At 45.7% G+C, this 16,322-nt stretch carries 14 protein-coding genes and 1 rRNA gene; 9 read left to right on the forward strand and 6 right to left on the reverse strand.

Annotated features, from left to right (window positions below):
• Window positions 1–58: 58 nt before the first annotated feature.
• The 5 genes from mnmE to rpmH all read right to left on the reverse strand — a co-directional run bounded on the left by mnmE (window position 59) and on the right by rpmH (window position 3,912).
• A complete protein-coding gene (gene mnmE / locus FHS16_RS14545; RefSeq protein ID WP_183563442.1) occupies window positions 59–1,438 on the reverse strand; it encodes a tRNA uridine-5-carboxymethylaminomethyl(34) synthesis GTPase MnmE in 1,380 nt (459 codons plus the stop codon).
• A gap of 96 nt (window positions 1,439–1,534) precedes the next feature.
• Window positions 1,535–2,158, reverse strand: a complete 624-nt coding sequence (gene jag / locus FHS16_RS14550; protein WP_138754024.1) for an RNA-binding cell elongation regulator Jag/EloR — start codon at window positions 2,156–2,158, stop codon at window positions 1,535–1,537.
• On the reverse strand, window positions 2,155–2,937 hold the full coding sequence (locus FHS16_RS14555; protein WP_183563445.1) for a YidC/Oxa1 family membrane protein insertase: 783 nt from the start codon (window positions 2,935–2,937) through the stop codon (window positions 2,155–2,157). The genes jag and FHS16_RS14555 overlap by 4 nt, the downstream gene beginning before the upstream one ends.
• Window positions 2,938–3,278: 341 nt before the next feature.
• Window positions 3,279–3,650 (reverse strand): ribonuclease P protein component, encoded by a 372-nt coding sequence (gene rnpA / locus FHS16_RS14560; protein ID WP_183563448.1) that lies wholly within the window; start codon window positions 3,648–3,650, stop codon window positions 3,279–3,281.
• A 127-nt stretch (window positions 3,651–3,777) separates the two neighbouring features.
• On the reverse strand, window positions 3,778–3,912 hold the full coding sequence (rpmH, locus tag FHS16_RS14565; protein WP_054025773.1) for a 50S ribosomal protein L34: 135 nt from the start codon (window positions 3,910–3,912) through the stop codon (window positions 3,778–3,780).
• A 641-nt stretch (window positions 3,913–4,553) separates the two neighbouring features.
• Here rpmH and dnaA point away from each other — a divergent pair.
• The 6 genes from dnaA to gyrB all read left to right on the forward strand — a co-directional run bounded on the left by dnaA (window position 4,554) and on the right by gyrB (window position 11,015).
• Window positions 4,554–5,909 (forward strand): chromosomal replication initiator protein DnaA, encoded by a 1,356-nt coding sequence (gene dnaA, locus FHS16_RS14570; RefSeq protein WP_183563451.1) that lies wholly within the window; start codon window positions 4,554–4,556, stop codon window positions 5,907–5,909.
• A 335-nt stretch (window positions 5,910–6,244) separates the two neighbouring features.
• Window positions 6,245–7,387 (forward strand): DNA polymerase III subunit beta, encoded by a 1,143-nt coding sequence (gene dnaN, locus FHS16_RS14575; RefSeq protein WP_183563454.1) that lies wholly within the window; start codon window positions 6,245–6,247, stop codon window positions 7,385–7,387.
• A gap of 37 nt (window positions 7,388–7,424) precedes the next feature.
• The gene (gene yaaA, locus FHS16_RS14580; RefSeq protein ID WP_183563457.1) at window positions 7,425–7,640 is read left to right on the forward strand and encodes a S4 domain-containing protein YaaA; all 216 of its coding nucleotides are present in this window, start codon (window positions 7,425–7,427) and stop codon (window positions 7,638–7,640) included.
• Window positions 7,641–7,667: 27 nt separating this feature from the next.
• Window positions 7,668–8,777 carry a DNA replication/repair protein RecF gene (gene recF / locus FHS16_RS14585; RefSeq protein ID WP_183563460.1) on the forward strand — a complete coding sequence of 370 codons (1,110 nt, stop codon included), beginning with the start codon at window positions 7,668–7,670 and terminating at the stop codon, window positions 8,775–8,777.
• 29 nt (window positions 8,778–8,806) lie between these two features.
• Entirely contained in the window at window positions 8,807–9,058 is a 252-nt protein-coding gene (remB, locus tag FHS16_RS14590) for an extracellular matrix regulator RemB (RefSeq protein ID WP_012772007.1), read from the forward strand.
• A 46-nt stretch (window positions 9,059–9,104) separates the two neighbouring features.
• Window positions 9,105–11,015: a DNA topoisomerase (ATP-hydrolyzing) subunit B gene (gene gyrB / locus FHS16_RS14595; RefSeq protein ID WP_183563464.1), complete on the forward strand. Its 1,911-nt coding sequence runs from the start codon at window positions 9,105–9,107 to the stop codon at window positions 11,013–11,015.
• Window positions 11,016–11,045: 30 nt separating this feature from the next.
• Here the strand turns inward: gyrB and FHS16_RS14600 are convergent, their stop codons facing one another.
• The gene (locus FHS16_RS14600) at window positions 11,046–11,819 is read right to left on the reverse strand and encodes a YheC/YheD family protein (RefSeq protein ID WP_183563467.1); all 774 of its coding nucleotides are present in this window, start codon (window positions 11,817–11,819) and stop codon (window positions 11,046–11,048) included.
• Window positions 11,820–12,105: 286 nt separating this feature from the next.
• On the opposite strand from FHS16_RS14600, the gene gyrA reads away from it, so the two are divergent.
• The 3 genes from gyrA to FHS16_RS14615 form a co-directional block, all read left to right on the forward strand.
• Complete coding sequence (gyrA, locus tag FHS16_RS14605) at window positions 12,106–14,589, forward strand: DNA gyrase subunit A (RefSeq protein WP_183563470.1); 2,484 nt, start codon at window positions 12,106–12,108, stop codon at window positions 14,587–14,589.
• Between the two features lie 98 nt (window positions 14,590–14,687).
• Window positions 14,688–15,761, forward strand: coding sequence for an HD-GYP domain-containing protein (locus FHS16_RS14610; RefSeq protein ID WP_183563473.1), 1,074 nt, complete (start codon window positions 14,688–14,690; stop codon window positions 15,759–15,761).
• A 487-nt stretch (window positions 15,762–16,248) separates the two neighbouring features.
• Window positions 16,249–16,322: ribosomal RNA gene (locus tag FHS16_RS14615) — 16S ribosomal RNA — on the forward strand; the annotation flags it as partial.

Raw genomic sequence — 16,322 nt, forward strand, 5'->3', positions numbered from 1 at the left:
CAAAGAAAATTCGCGGCTCAACCTATCATTTTGCGTATATAAAAACGACTGACCGCATCTACTTTCCTAAACAGAACTGTGAGAATATTTGATCAATCAACGAATCGCCGGCTTCATCGCCAAGAATCTCACCTAACGATTCCCAAGCCGATCGAGCATCGATCTGAATGAGGTCAATCGGAATGCCTGAATCTGAAGCATCGATAGCATCAACTAGTGATTGCTTTGCCCGTTTCAATAATGCGATATGTCGAACATTGCTCACATAGGTCAAATCTCCTGATTCGAGCTGCCCTTCGAAAAACATTTCACTTATCGTTTTTTCCAACCGGTCGAGACCATCTTCCTCAAGAACCGACATTTTCACGATGGAATCAGCAGCAATCGACTCCTCCACCACCTCAATTTCTAATTGACGCGGCAAGTCAGTCTTATTAATGATCGCAATAACCGGACGGCCCTTCATTTGTAGCAAAAGCTCTCGATCATCCGTTTGCAACGGCTCATTATAGTTAAGCACAAGCAGAATAAGATCAGCCTCTTCCAGCGCATTGCGTGATCGCTCGACACCGATACGTTCAACTACATCTGTCGTCTCACGAATACCGGCAGTATCCAGCAAGCGAAGCGGTATGCCATTAAGCGCCACAAATTGCTCAATGACGTCGCGCGTCGTTCCCGGAATATCGGTAACAATCGCCTTATTCTCCTGCGTCAGCACATTCATCAGCGAAGACTTGCCGACATTGGGCCGTCCTACAATAGCGGTAACGATCCCTTCCCGTAATATCTTGCCTTCATTCGCCGTTTTTAACAAACGATCTATTTCATCAATAGCAGAATCGCATTGGTCGCGAATAAAAGCATTCGTCATTTCCTCCACGTCATGCTCCGGATAATCAATATTCACTTCAATATGGGCAAGCAGCTCAATAACCGTCTGCCGCAATGCTTTAATTCTTTTAGATAATACGCCTTCTGCTTGCTTGCGAGCAACTGAGAATGCACGATCTGACTTGGACCTGATCAAATCGATAACAGCCTCCGCTTGCATGAGATCAATGCGTCCATTCAGGAATGCCCGCTTCGTGAATTCTCCCGGCTCAGCCGTACGGTAGCCCTGCAGCTGCAAAACAACATCAAGCACCTTTTTGACGGCTATAACGCCGCCATGTGCATTAATTTCAACAACGTCCTCCGCAGTGAAGGAACGCGGTCCCCGCATAAGCGTAACGAGTACCTCTTCCACCTTTTCACCAGATAGCGGATCAACAATATGCCCATAATGCAGCGTATGCGTATCAGCATCCTGAAGATCAATTTTCGAACGAAAAACCGTTGCGATTCCGGTAATTGCCTCCGGGCCGCTAACTCGAATTATAGCGATACCGCCTTCTCCGACCGCTGTCGAAATGGCTGCTATCGTATCATGTACCATTGCTGTCAGCACCTCTCAAATGGAAAAACAGCAATGACCATTATGAGCCATTGCTGTGGATAGCGTATTGATTCGTATACATTTATAAGGTTAACGTTATTGTCTGAGTGCGATGACGACGCGCCGGTTAGGCTCATCGCCTTTACTAAATGTTTTCACCTTAGGGTGGTTCTGCAGCTGCGAATGAATAACTTTGCGCTCATGCGGCGACATCGGCTCCAGGACAACCTCTTTCCTGGTCCGAATGACTCGTCCTGCTAAACGATCGGATAAATCCGCTAACGTTTTGCGGCGGCGCTCACGAAAATCCTCTGCATCAAGAACGATACGCAAATGACTGTCAGAGTAACGGTTTGCCACAATGTTAACCAAGTACTGTAATGCATCCAACGTTTGTCCGCGACGTCCAATCAGCATACCAAGGTCGCCACTGCCCGTTACAGACAGATGGGTTCCTTCTCTCGTTTGCTTTCGATCGATGTTCACTTGCAACCCCATCGTACCAGCTACTTCACGGAGGAACTGCTCCGCTTCCAGCATCGGATCGGGAATTAGCTCAAGCTCAACTTTCGCTTCTTTTGCACCAAACAGTCCAAAAAATCCTTTGGTCGGCTGTTCTAGCACAACTTGCTTAACGCGGTCTTCAGTGACTTGCAATTGTGTCAATCCGTTACGTACAGCATCTTCTACCGTTTTCCCTGATGCAATGATTTTCTTCATTTCGCAGGGACCTCCTTGCCCTTGTCAGATGAACGAACATACAGGAAGTAGTTTTGAACAATGGTGTAGATGTTGCTGTAAACCCAATATAGAGGCAAAGCTGCCGGGAACGAAAGTGCCATTACAAAGATAAGCACTGGGAATATCGCCAGCATCATCCCCATGCCAGGCATCGTTTGCGTTTGCTGCTTCTGCATCATTTTGGATTGAATGAAAGTCGTAGCAGCGGCTAGTATCGGAAGAATGTAATAGGGATCCTTCTCTCCGAGCTCCAGCCATAAGAACGTATGCTCACGAATATCAGGGTTTTTGTAGATCGAATTATAAAGCGCGATAAAAATCGGCATTTGAACGATTAGCGGCAAGCAGCCTGCCATTGGATTAACCTTATGCGTTTGAAACAGCTTCATCGTTTCTTCCTGCTGCTTCTGCGGGTTATCCTTATGCTTTTTCTTGATTTCAGCCATCTGTGGCTGCAGAGCTTGCATCGCTTTCGAGCTGCGGTATTGTTTCAGCGTTAATGGTAATATCAACGTTCTTACAATAATCGTCAGGAGCAATATAGCAAGTCCGTAAGACTCATTAAACCAGCCTGCGAACGTATCAAGCGTAATTGCAAAATAATAAACTACGTTTTTCTCCCAGAAGTTCCCCTTCAATAAATCGGCGGTTTCCGTCGTCTGGGTTGTTGGCGCGCCGCAGCCTGCAAGCACACCCATAAGCATGACAAGGCCAAGCACTAAAATCCATTTCTTGTTTTTAGTCCAAAACAACAACATTAAAACTCCTCTCTAAGAGCATTTACATCAAGCGTAAAACGGCAAAAGCCGTTCATTCGGCAGAACTCGTCGCGAAGTGAAACATAAGCTATGTATAGAAGAAACACTCATACCCTATCTTACATTTCAAGCTTTAACGGCTATGTCCGTACCCTTGCGGCGCAGCATGTGATTCAAGACAAAATACAGGCATTGTATAACTCATACAATACTACATTTTCAATCTAGACTATACCATAATTTATGGGACAAAGAAACAACGAGACCTGCCATGCATCCGCTTTCTTGATCCGCGTAAAAAATCGAATTTCGAGCACGCGAAGCAAGCCGGCAAAAAAACGCTAATCTGCCCGCTTTTCCTTCGTATTTGCAGTGCCCTTAAGCAAGCCCGCTTTCTTTAATACATGCAGCACGCTTTTCTCCATTTCCTTCATCTTCATTTCCGTAGCCGGCTTTCTTACTATTAGAATGAAGTCGGTCCTGGGTAATATCCGATTCGCTTGATGGCGAACGATCTCTTTGATCATTCGGCGCATCCGATTGCGAACGACCGCATTGCCTATCTTTTTACTCGCGGACACGCCAAGGCGAAAAGGATCCGCCGAAGGCTGCTTGGACCAATAGACGACAAACTGCCCATTCGCAAACGATTTGCCGCCTCGATAAATCCGGCTGAAGTCTTCACGGTTGCGAAGACGCAATTTTCTATGCACGACTGTTGGTCACCGTTCCCTCATTGATCTTCTAAGTATCGCCAGCAAGTGAGCAGCATAAGCAGCCTGCTCCCCGCTCCTCATCCTCATAAGCAAAAAAAAAAGACCACCGGACGTGGTCTTCTGCTTATGCGCTCAGTACTTTTCTTCCTCTTTGACGACGCGCTGCCAAAACTTTACGTCCGTTCTTCGTGCTCATCCGTTTGCGGAATCCATGCACTTTCGCGCGTTTGCTTACATTAGGTCTAAATGTAGGTCTCATCGTTCTGCACCTCCTATACTGCGTGTTTCCAATCAAGCGTAAACGGCTCTTGCCGTCTAAGTCGACGGAGCAGCATCGTTTCGCGGTGAAATATAAGCATGACAATAAGTGTACTACTTATATCGCCTTATATTTAAAAAAACGCTTTTTTTATTAAACCATGTTAGCGGTCAAAAGTCAATGATCGGCACCCGCATGAAATGGTGGATAAAAATAAAGGCATACGTCGCTGTGGATAACGCATGAAAAGACCCTGTTCATCAAAAACTAATAACATGTGCACAATCCACAGCTGCCCACAACGAACTTTGTCGAAATCTTAACAAGATATAAACAATATGTAGTGGTGTAGATAACTTTTATGCACAAGCAGTTGAGAATGTGGATAAAATATGTGATTTCGTTGAAATATAAGGGATCTTTTGCTATGATAATTATGTTTTCATTGTGGATTAGATCAATACAGCCTCAGTTTTATCAACAGCCTGTGGATAACATTGTGAACAAACTCATCCCCTATTTATAACTCATCCACTTAATAAACGGTACAATGTGGATGGTTTCGTTATAATACCCTGAATTTCGACATTTTTTCTTGCAACTGCGCCACTCGTGGCGATTTGGATAAGGAGTGACAGTCTGTGGACAGCCATACCTATGATTTATGGCAGCAAGTGTTGTCGATCATTCAGACTAAATTAAGCAAACCGAGCTTTGACACCTGGTTCAAAGCGACGAAGGCTTCTTTTGTCGATGATTCCATGCTTGAAGTAACAGCGCCGACAACATTTGCGGCCGAATGGCTGGAAGGCCGTTATACGAAGCTAATCAGAACAACGCTTTTTGAGTTTTTGGGCAGACAAGTGGACGTTCGTTTCTCTATCGAGGAGCCGAAAGGCGCCGAGCCGGCATATATGTTCCCGCCGAAAGCGGTGCATTCGCCTGTTATGAGTGAAGAAGCAACGCCTACCCATATGCTTAACCCCAAATATACATTTGATACATTTGTTATTGGGGCCAACAACCGTTTCGCGCACGCAGCCTCGCTTGCCGTGGCCGAAGCGCCCGCCAAAGCGTACAATCCCTTGTTTCTATATGGGGGCGTTGGGCTTGGGAAAACCCACTTAATGCATGCAATTGGCCATTATATTATGGATCACAACCCGAATACGAAGGTTCTATATATTTCGTCCGAGAAATTTACGAACGAGTTTATTAACGCCATCCGTGATAACCGAGGCGAAAGCTTTCGCACCAAATACCGCAATATCGATGTGCTGCTAATCGATGATATTCAGTTTCTGGCAGGGAAAGAGCAGACGCAGGAAGAGTTTTTCCATACGTTTAACGCGCTCCATGAAGAACGGAAGCAAATTGTTATCTCTAGCGATAGGCCGCCAAAGGAAATTCCGACGTTGGAGGAGCGCTTGCGCTCACGCTTCGAGTGGGGGCTTATTACCGACATTCAACCTCCGGACCTAGAGACACGGATCGCGATTCTTCGCAAAAAAGCTAGAGCGGAAAACCTGGATATTCCAAACGAAGCAATGATTTATATCGCTAACCAAATCGACACGAATATTCGTGAATTGGAGGGTGCCCTCATACGGGTAGTCGCTTATTCATCCCTTATAAATGCAGATATTACGTCGCATTTGGCGGCGGAAGCGCTCAAGGACATCATTCCATCCAGCAGGCCAAGAATGATAACGATGCATGATATCCAAACAAAAGTAGGCGAATTCTACGGTCTGCGGCTGGAGGAATTTAAAGCGCGGAAACGGACAAAGGCCGTTGCCTATCCGAGGCAAATTGCCATGTATCTGTCCAGGGAGCTCACCGACTTCTCGCTTCCTAAGATCGGAGAGGCATTTGGGGGCCGAGATCATACCACGGTTATCCATGCACATGAGAAAATTACGCAGCAATTGAAGATCGACCAGGATCTATACAAAATCGTTCAAAACCTGACCGAAAAAATCAAAAATCATATGTGAACAACTAAGCAAGCCTATGCACACGCTATGCACATGTGGATAGGCTTGCTTTATCGGTCTTCCACGGGGTTATCCACATATTCAGTGCCCCTACTACTACGACTACTAAAAATCTTTAAAAAAACATCATCAAATAAGCGTAAACGGCAATTGCAATCCTTTGGCAGCAAATGCTCGTTTTCGCGTGAAAATATAAGCAGCGTGCTACGTAAAAAAATGACATAGCCCCCCTTATATTTAAAACGTAAACGGCTATCGCCTTTTCCTGAAACCAAAATCCGTTTTCGTGCGCAATCATACGAGAAACCATTTATAAGAACGCTAGGAGTGAAACCATGAAATTAACTATTTCAAAAAATGAACTAAACGATGCGATTCAGCAAGTAGCCAAAGCTGCCTCTTCACGCCCTGCTATACCGATTCTTGGCGGTATCAAAATCGAAGTCACTCATTTAGGCGTAACACTTACCGCAAGCGATACCGATATTTCCATTCAAAGCTTCATCCCTGTGGAAAGAGATCAATTCGTTATTGCACATGTGGATAAGCCTGGCAGCGTTGTGCTTCCAGCAAAGTTTTTTGTGGAGATTGTCAAAAAGCTTCCTTCCGAGCAGGTAATGATCGAAGTCAGCCCGACTTATCAGACGATGATTCGTTCCGGCTCCACTGAAATTCAAATGGTTGGACTGGACCCCGAAGAATTCCCGGTGCTTCCATCCATTGAGCAGAACGAAGTTTTGCAAATGCCAGGCGATCTATTGAAAGCGATGATTCGTCAAACCGTGCTAGCAGCTTCGGCGAGCGAACAAACGCCTATTTTGACAGGAGTGCTTTGGAACCTTTTAGAAGGCGAGCTTAAATTCATTGCCACTGACCGTCATAGACTTGCCAGCCGCACCGCTCAGGTTGATACGGAAGCACAGTTCAAATTCAGCAATGTCGTTATTTCTGCCAAAACCTTGATTGAGCTCTCCAAGCTCGTGCCTGAGCAGAATGCACTCGTTGATATTGTCGTAGCAGACAATCAAGTTTTATTTAAGCTTGGCAACGTATTGTTCTATACCCGTATCCTGGATGGCATCTATCCCGATACTTCTAAGATTATTCCGCAGACTTTCAAAACAGAACTTGTTCTCGATACAAAAAATGTTATGGATGCCATTGACCGTGCGTATCTGATGTCGCGTGAGGAAAAAACGAATATCGTTCGCCTTATGACACTGGAAGACGGAACGATTGAAATTTCATCAAGCTCTACGGAGCTAGGACGAGTAACCGAGCAGCTTGAAGCAAAGGAATTCAACGGCGAACCGCTTAGAATTGCATTTAACTCGAAATATATGCTTGATGTTCTAAAAGTAATCGATAGTGAGCAGCTGTTTTTTGGCTTTACGGGAGCTATGAGCCCTATTATTATCAGGCCAATGGATCACGCATACAGCATGTACGTCATTCTGCCTTACCGGACAACAGGCTAAATTCTGGCATAAGCAGAGAGAGGAATGATTAAACCCGATGAAAGAAATTGAAATCAAGACCGAATATATAACGCTCGGACAGTTCCTGAAGCTGTCCGATTGCATCTCGACAGGCGGCCACGCAAAGTTTTTTCTGCAGGAGAATAAAGTCATCATTAACGGAGAAGCGGACAATCGCCGAGGCAGGAAGCTATATGTAGGGGATAAAGTAGAGGTTGAAGGCTGCGGCGCATTCACGGTTGGAAAAGCGTAACGCACCAAGGGACCTGGAGGTCGAAACGTGTTTTTAACAAGCATACAGCTGCAAAACTACCGCAACTATACCGAGATCGATCTGCAAACGCCGAATAAGGTTAATGTGTTTTTGGGCCCGAATGCGCAAGGTAAAACGAATCTGCTTGAAGCGATATTCGTGCTCGCGTTAACGAAATCCCATCGCACGTCAAAGGACAAAGAGCTTATCGGCTGGCAAGCGGATTCCGCGCGCATTTCCGGCGAGGTTGATAAAAAATATGGATCGATTAAGCTGGATCTCCTCTATTCGTCGCAAGGAAAGAAAGCCAAAATCAACGGACTAGAACAACGTAAGCTTAGCGATTTCATCGGATCCGTGAATGTCGTGATGTTCGCGCCGGAGGATCTTGAAATTGTAAAAGGTACGCCGGGTGTGCGAAGACGGTTTCTCGATATGGAAATCGGTCAGGTGCAGCCCGGCTATTTGTATACTCTCCAGCAGTATGGGAAGGTGCTTCAGCAGCGCAATAATTTTTTGAAAGCGGCCTACCCTGGAGGGGCTAACCAAACGATGCTGGATGTGTGGAACATGCAGCTGGCAGAGCATGGTGTTAAAATCATGAAAAAAAGGAAACACTTCATACATAAATTACAAACGTTTGCAGAACAGATCCATGCAGGCATAACGAACGGGGCTGAACAACTCACGATTGAGTATCGTCCTTCTTTTGATGCGGATGCCCAGCAAGATGAAACTGTTTTATTTGATCAATTTATGATAAAGTTAACACAGGTGAAAGATCAGGAGATTCGCAGAGGGGTTACGCTAGTGGGACCGCATCGCGATGATCTGGCGTTTTTTATAAACGGCAAAGAAGCGCAGACATTCGGCTCTCAAGGGCAGCAGCGAACGACGGCCTTATCTTTAAAATTGGCAGAAATAGAGCTCATTAACGAGGAAATCGGCGAGTATCCGATTCTCCTGCTTGACGATGTGTTGTCTGAGCTCGATCAGAATCGTCAGACCCAGCTTATTGAGACGTTTCAAAGCAAAGTACAAACCTTTATTACAACGACCGGACTTGAAAGCGTGAATGTGAGCAAGCTTCAGGATGCCGGCATCTACCATGTGAAAAACGGCCAAGTTACGCGTTAGGTGCGAATAGGAGAGGTGAGGAAGAGGACATGTACATCCATTTGGGCGGCGAGAAAATAATTCGGGCTGCGGAGCTCGTGGCCATCTTTGATATTTCTATCGAGCAATCCTCCAAACTCTCCAAGCAATTTGTTGCGGGAGCACGAAAACGCAAGGACGTTGAAACGATAGGCGAGGAAGAGCCGAAATCGATCGTTGTAACGAAGCAGAAAATATATTATTCGCCTATTTCATCCTCTACGCTTAAGAAAAGGGCACATCATTTTGCAGCGAACGGCTAGAGCGAGGGCGATCAGGAACAGCAGTTGAGAGGAGCAGTGAAGTTGCATGTCTTTGGAGCAGCATACGTATGACGAGAGTCAGATACAGGTCTTGGAAGGATTAGAGGCAGTACGCAAACGTCCGGGGATGTATATTGGCTCCACCAGTGGCAAAGGTCTTCATCATCTCGTATGGGAGGTTGTCGATAACAGTATTGACGAGGCTTTGGCTGGTTATTGCTCAAGAATCGAAGTAATCATTCACGAGAACAACAGCATAACTGTTATCGATAATGGACGCGGCATTCCTGTGGGGGAAAATACGAAACTGAAGAAATCGACTCTTGAGGTCGTAATGACGGTTTTGCATGCCGGAGGTAAATTCGGCGGTGAAGGCTATAAAGTATCCGGCGGCTTGCATGGCGTCGGTATATCTGTCGTAAACGCGCTGTCCGAGCTCGTCATTGTTCAAGTTAAACGTGAAGGACATATCTATCAGCAAGAATACCGTAAAGGCGCTCCGCAATATGATATCAAAATTATCGGAGATACGACGGAAACGGGCACACAGACTACGTTTACGCCGGACAGCGAAATTTTTACGGAAACAACCGTTTTTGATTATGAAACGCTGCAATCGCGGATCCGCGAGCTGGCGTTTTTGAATAAAGGCATTGAAATTGTATTGTCCGATGAGCGTACGGGCGTATCGAATACGTTTATGTTCGAGGGCGGTCTTATCGAGTTCGTAAAGTATTTGAACCGTACCCGTGAGCCGCTTCATGAGCAGCCGATTTATGTAGAAGGGTCGAAGGACCATATCCATGTAGAGGTCGCTTTGCAATACAATGACAGCTATACGGAGAATATTCATTCCTTCGCCAACAACATCAATACGCATGAAGGCGGTACGCATGAGTCCGGGTTTAAGAGCGCTCTGACACGTATCATCAATGACTATGCGCGCAAAACCAACCTGATTAAGGATAATGATTCGAACTTCTCCGGAGACGATGTGCGCGAAGGCTTGACGGCTATCATTTCCGTTAAGATTCCTGAGCCGCAATTCGAGGGCCAGACGAAAACCAAGCTGGGCAACAGTGAGGTTCGCGGTATAGTAGAGTCGTTTTTTGCTGAGAAGCTTCAGGAGTTTCTCGAAGAGAATCCGTCCGTATCACGCAAAATCATCGAAAAAGGGCTGCAAGCCGCACGTGCCCGTGAAGCAGCGCGCAAAGCTCGCGAACTGACTCGTCGCAAAAGCGCCCTTGAGGTTGGATCGCTTCCCGGCAAGCTAGCCGACTGTTCCTCCAAGGATGCTTCGATTAGCGAACTGTACATCGTAGAAGGTGACTCTGCAGGCGGATCCGCAAAGCAAGGACGTGACCGTCACTTCCAAGCTATTTTGCCGCTGCGGGGTAAAATCCTGAACGTTGAGAAAGCGCGCCTTGACCGAATTCTCGGTAATGCAGAGATTCGAGCAATCATTACTGCGCTTGGAACCGGCATTAGCGATGACTTTGATCTCGCCAAAGCTAGATACCATAAAATCATTATCATGACCGATGCCGACGTCGATGGCGCTCACATTCGTACGCTAATGCTGACGTTCTTCTATCGGTACATGCGTCAAATTATAGATGCCGGTTATATTTACATCGCTCAACCGCCGCTATTCAAGGTTGAACGGAACAAGGTTATCCGCTATGCACAGACCGAGAAGGAACGTGACCGGATTATTGCCGAGTTTGGTGAGGGCGTTAAAGTGAATGTCCAGCGTTATAAAGGACTAGGCGAGATGAACGCCACGCAGCTATGGGAGACAACGATGGACCCAGAGAGCCGTACGATGCTGCAGGTAACCATTGAGGACGCGATCGAAGCGGATGTCGTTTTCGACACGCTTATGGGCGACAATGTTGAACCGCGCCGTGATTTCATTCAGAAATACGCTAGATACGTAACGAACTTGGATGTCTAGGCAAGCATAGGGAAAAGAAGCAGCCGCCCGTTATGGACGTCTGCTTCTTTTTTTGAATCGACCGTAAGCTACCGCATAACGGTAAATCTTGTGGAAAACGCTTTGATCGGGCAATTTCCGGAAAATAAACGGATCCGGCAGCGTATTTACTTCCAGAATCCAAGGATGAAGCTTCGCATCAATGGCGATGTCGACGCCTATCTCCTTCAAATGAGGATAGGAAGCTTCGAGATTGTTGGCTATTGTAATACTCAGCTTCCTTAACCGGTTTTTAAAGGCGGCAAGCTCTGAGGAGCTGGCGTGATCGCTCATTAGCCGTTCAATCGCCATGGGGGTTCCGCCGCTATGATAGTTTGTTACTATTTTTGCAGGATGGGCAAGCCGCCCGATAATGCCGGTCGCTTCCCATTCATTGCGAGGGTTCTTCTGCACCATGACCCGAATGTCGAATCGGCGCTTTTGATGACGCAGCAGATGGATTCCTTTTTGCACAATGTGGCTTCTGCCTCTCTTTTGCTTCAATAGTCGATGATACAGCTGATCGAAGCTGGAAAAGAACATGATCTTGGTATCCAACTGATATCGGTAGCCGAGAGATGGTGTCGTTGTCCTTTCTATTCGCGTAACACCTTTGCCAAAGGTGCCATTGATGGGCTTGAAGTAAACCATTCCGTACTCATTCAACATCGTTCGCAGATTAGTACGGTCAAACAGTTTGGTTACGGGCATGAACTGACGTAAATAATCGGATCTAAGCATGATTTTGGTTTTAGCCCATTTACTCTTCACACGTTGAATGCTCAACGAATTTTCTCCTCTCTCGCTGTTTCTGATCTTCAATGGGAAATCAAATGATGAAGGAGACAGACTTGGAATTGAGTGGTATAATGAAAGTTGGGTCTGTTTATTTTATGGCGGCTTTTTATGTATGGAGAGCGGCAATTCACCTATTTTTAACGAAAAATGACAAGAGATTTGCGGGAATTCCGAAAGCACGAGCGAAAAAGGTTTATATGCTCGCTTTTTGAGAAAGAAATATAAGGTTATGTTGATTTAAGATTAGCTATAGATGGCGTCAGGGAGGTAAATCATGGCGGAAGAACAACGTATATCTATAAAAGACCGGGATATTGGTACGGAGATGCGTGATTCCTTTATGGATTACGCAATGAGTATCATTGTAAGCCGTGCTCTTCCCGATGTTCGGGATGGGCTTAAGCCCGTGCATCGTCGTATTTTGTATGCGATGTCTGAGCTAGGCATGTCACCGGACAAGCCCCATAAGAAATCTGCGAGAATAGTTGGAGAAGTAATCGGTAAGTACCATCCTCACGGTGATTCGGCCGTGTATGAATCGATGGTTCGGATGGCACAGGATTTCTCCATGCGCTACATGCTCGTTGATGGACATGGAAACTTTGGATCGATAGATGGCGACTTTGCAGCAGCCATGCGTTATACGGAGGCTCGTCTTTCTAAAATAGCAATGGAGCTGCTGCGTGATATCAACAAGGAAACAATCGATTTCGCGCCCAACTATGACGGTGAAGAATCGGAGCCGGTTGTATTGCCTGCAAGGTATCCTAACCTTCTAGTCAATGGAGTTACGGGAATTGCAGTCGGTATGGCAACGAACATTCCTCCGCATAACCTAAACGAGGTTATCGATGGGGTGCAGGCGCTTATTGTGAACCCTGATATTACGCCAGTCGAATTAATGGAATATATAAAAGGGCCAGATTTCCCGACGGCTGCTTTTGTTATGGGTCGCCAAGGTATCCGTCAAGCTTATTTGACAGGCAGAGGCTCCGTAACGATGCGGGCGCGTGCAACCATTGAGGAGAATAACGGCAAAGCGCGCATTATTGTGCATGAGCTGCCGTATCAAGTCATCAAAGCACGTTTAGTCGAGAAGATAGCAGAGCTTGTGCGAGAGAAGAAAATCGAGGGCATTACCGATTTGCGGGATGAATCTGACCGTAACGGAATGCGAGTTGTCATTGAACTTCGCCGCGATGTGAATCCAAGCATTGTGCTTAATAACTTATACAAGCATACGCAGCTGCAATCCAACTTCGGGATCAACATGCTGGCGCTAGTTAATGGCGAGCCTAAGACTTTGAATATTCGCGATATGCTATATCACTATTTGCAGCATCAAATCGAGGTTATTCGTCGCCGCACCGAATTTGAACTGAAGAAGGCAGAAGCACGTGCTCATATTTTGGAAGGCTTGCGCATTGCTCTTGACCACTTGGATGAGGTAATCGCGTTAATTCGTGCATCTCAAACGGCAGATCAAGCTCGTGAAGGATTGATAACAAGATTCTCACTCAGTCATGAGCAGGCTCAAGCGATTCTCGATATGCGTTTGCAGCGTCTGACTGGACTGGAAAGAGATAAAATTGAAGCGGAATACGCGGAGCTTATGCGGAAAATTGCTGAATATAAAGCTATTCTTGCCGATGAGCAGCTTGTACTGGATATTATCAGCACAGAGCTCGCCGAATTGAAAGAGCGTTTCGGCGATGATCGTCGCACAGAATTAATGGCAAGTGATGAGGAAATTATGGATGAGGATCTCATTCCACGCGAGGATGTTATTATCTCGATTACGCATACCGGCTATATCAAGCGTTTGCCGGTCGGTACTTATCGCAGCCAGAAACGGGGCGGTAAAGGCGTTGTTGGAATGGGAACCAAGGATGATGATTTCGTCGAGCATCTATTCGTCTCCAATACACATCACTACCTTCTGTTCTTCACGAATAAAGGAAAGGTATATAAGCTAAAAGCTTACGAGATACCTGATCTTAATCGTACTGCGCGCGGAACGCCGATCATCAACCTTATTCAGATTGAACAAGGTGAGACCATTAATGCGGTTATTCCGGTTCAGGAATTTGATTCTGAGCACTTCTTGTTCTTTGCTACAAGACAAGGGGTTGTGAAGAAAACTCCGCTTGATGATTATGTCAACATCCGTAAAGTTGGACTCATTGCTATCTCGCTCCGCGAGGATGATGATCTAATTGGCGTGAAGCTGACTGACGGCAACCAGGAGATCATAATGGGTACTGCCGAGGGGATGTCCATTCGATACTCCGAACAGGATGTTCGGTCTATGGGACGCTCTGCCACAGGCGTGAAAGGCATCCAGCTTGACGATAGCGACACAGTTATTGATATGGATGTTATCGTACCGGATAAGGACATCTTGATCGTTACCTCCAAAGGCTACGGCAAACGTACACCGGTAGCGGATTACCGCATTCAGAACCGCGGCGGAAAGGGAATTAAAACTCTCAACGTAACGGATAAGAATGGTCCGATCGTTTCGCTTAAGGTTGTTGAAAATGATGAGGATCTTATGATCATGACAGCTTCCGGAACGATGATCCGCACCAGCATGGAAGGAATCTCGACGATGGGCCGTAACACGCAAGGCGTTAAGCTCATCAACACGCGCGAAGACGATACCGTAGCAACGGTTACGCGCGTAGCGCGCAGCGAAGAGAGTGAAGCGCTCGATGAGGGCGAAGAGGAAGAAAACGGCGAGACACCAATCGAATAGGAATAAACATAGCTGATACCGCCAACCTGCGGGTCAGCTTGTGTTTTAGTTAATAAAATAAATTGCAAGTATATTCGTATACAGGGGAGAGGACTCTCGTGGCAGCGGTAACGTTATTACATCTTAAATTAGGCGATAAAATCATTGAAGATGTCCTCACTCCACTTGGCGGTGTTCTGTTTCAGAAGGGTAAGGTAGTGACGCCTAAAGAAATGGAACTCCTGCAAGCATTCCTCATTACAAGTGTGGAGATCGAATCAAACCAAGCTGTAAGCAAAACACGTGAGGATACTGTTGAGGATGGCGGCCAAGAGTCGAGTCCGACTATCGTTGCATCTCCCCTTCATGAAGAGTATGACAAAATGGTTATTGTGCTGCGCCAAGTTTTTAATTCTTTTGTTGCTGGCCAAGCACTGCCGGTTATGGATATTCGCAAGCAGTTGGAAAAATTGCTCGAGCACATAAAAAGTTATAATTTACTCACTTTTGCGCCGCGCCAATTTATGGAGAAAGATTATTTGCTTCATAACAGCATTACCTGCGCTTTAACCTCTTACCAAATTGCACAATGGACGGGTTTCCCGCAGAAAGATTGGATGCAAATTGCTTTTGCCGGTTTACTTCATGATATCGGCAACGTAAAGATAGACAAGTCCATCCTTACAAAGCCCAATTCATTGTCTGTAGAAGAAAAAGAAGAAATGATGCGTCATACCGTACTTGGCTATCAACTGCTCAAAAATGTTCCCGCTTTAAATGAAGGTGTTAAAATGGCCGCACTGCAGCATCATGAAAAGGTTGATGGCACGGGATACCCGCTTGGAATTGATGCAACGAAAATAAACCCCTATGCCAAGATTGTGGCTATCGCAGATATTTTCCATGCCATGACCTTAAACAAAGCGTATAGAAAAGCGGTGTCTCCATATTTGGTGCTGGAGCAGATCCAAAGCGATGCTTTCGGTAAGCTCGATCCCACTTATGTGCGCATCTTCGTTGAGAAGGCAACACAGTTCCATAATGGAACTATTGTAAGGCTCAATGATGAGAGAATTGGAGAAATTGTATTCTCAGATCATAACTACCCAACAAGGCCATGGGTTTCCATTGAAGGTGTCATTGTTAATCTAATCAGTGAGCGGCAGCTTCATATTAAAGAAGTATTTAGGTAATCATATTGACGATGTTTGAAGCAAGCACAAAGATGCTGCCTGAAGAATGTTTTCAGAAGGCACATTAATGTGCTTGTTTTTTTGTATACAATTAAATGTATGATTCAAAAGCTTATTTGGGGGAAGTTACTTTATCCAGCCTGAGAAATTCATCTCTCATATTGAGATTGGAGGAGGATAGATTTGCATCAAGCAGGAATCTTATTAATAGGTTGTTCAGTAAGAATCAGCTCGTTAAACAGACGTTTAAACACAGAAAAATAAGCACTAAATGTATCCCAAATAAAAAAACGTTAAAAAAAAGAAAAAAACACTTGCAATGCCATAGGCGAACGTGATATATTATCTAGGTCGCCAACGAGACACACGGTCGACACGAAAGAAAAAGATTGCTCTTTGAAAACTGAACAACGAGTAATAACTGCCTCGCAAATCCTTCGGGATAAGCGGAAAAGCGATAACAAATGTAATGAGCATTTCAAACACCAATTTGGAGAGTTTGATCCTGGCTCAGGACGAACGCTGGCGGCGTGCCTAATACATGCAAGTCGAGCGGATCTT

Source organism: Paenibacillus endophyticus (genome assembly GCF_014192395.1).
GTDB lineage: Bacteria > Bacillota > Bacilli > Paenibacillales > Paenibacillaceae > Pristimantibacillus > Pristimantibacillus endophyticus.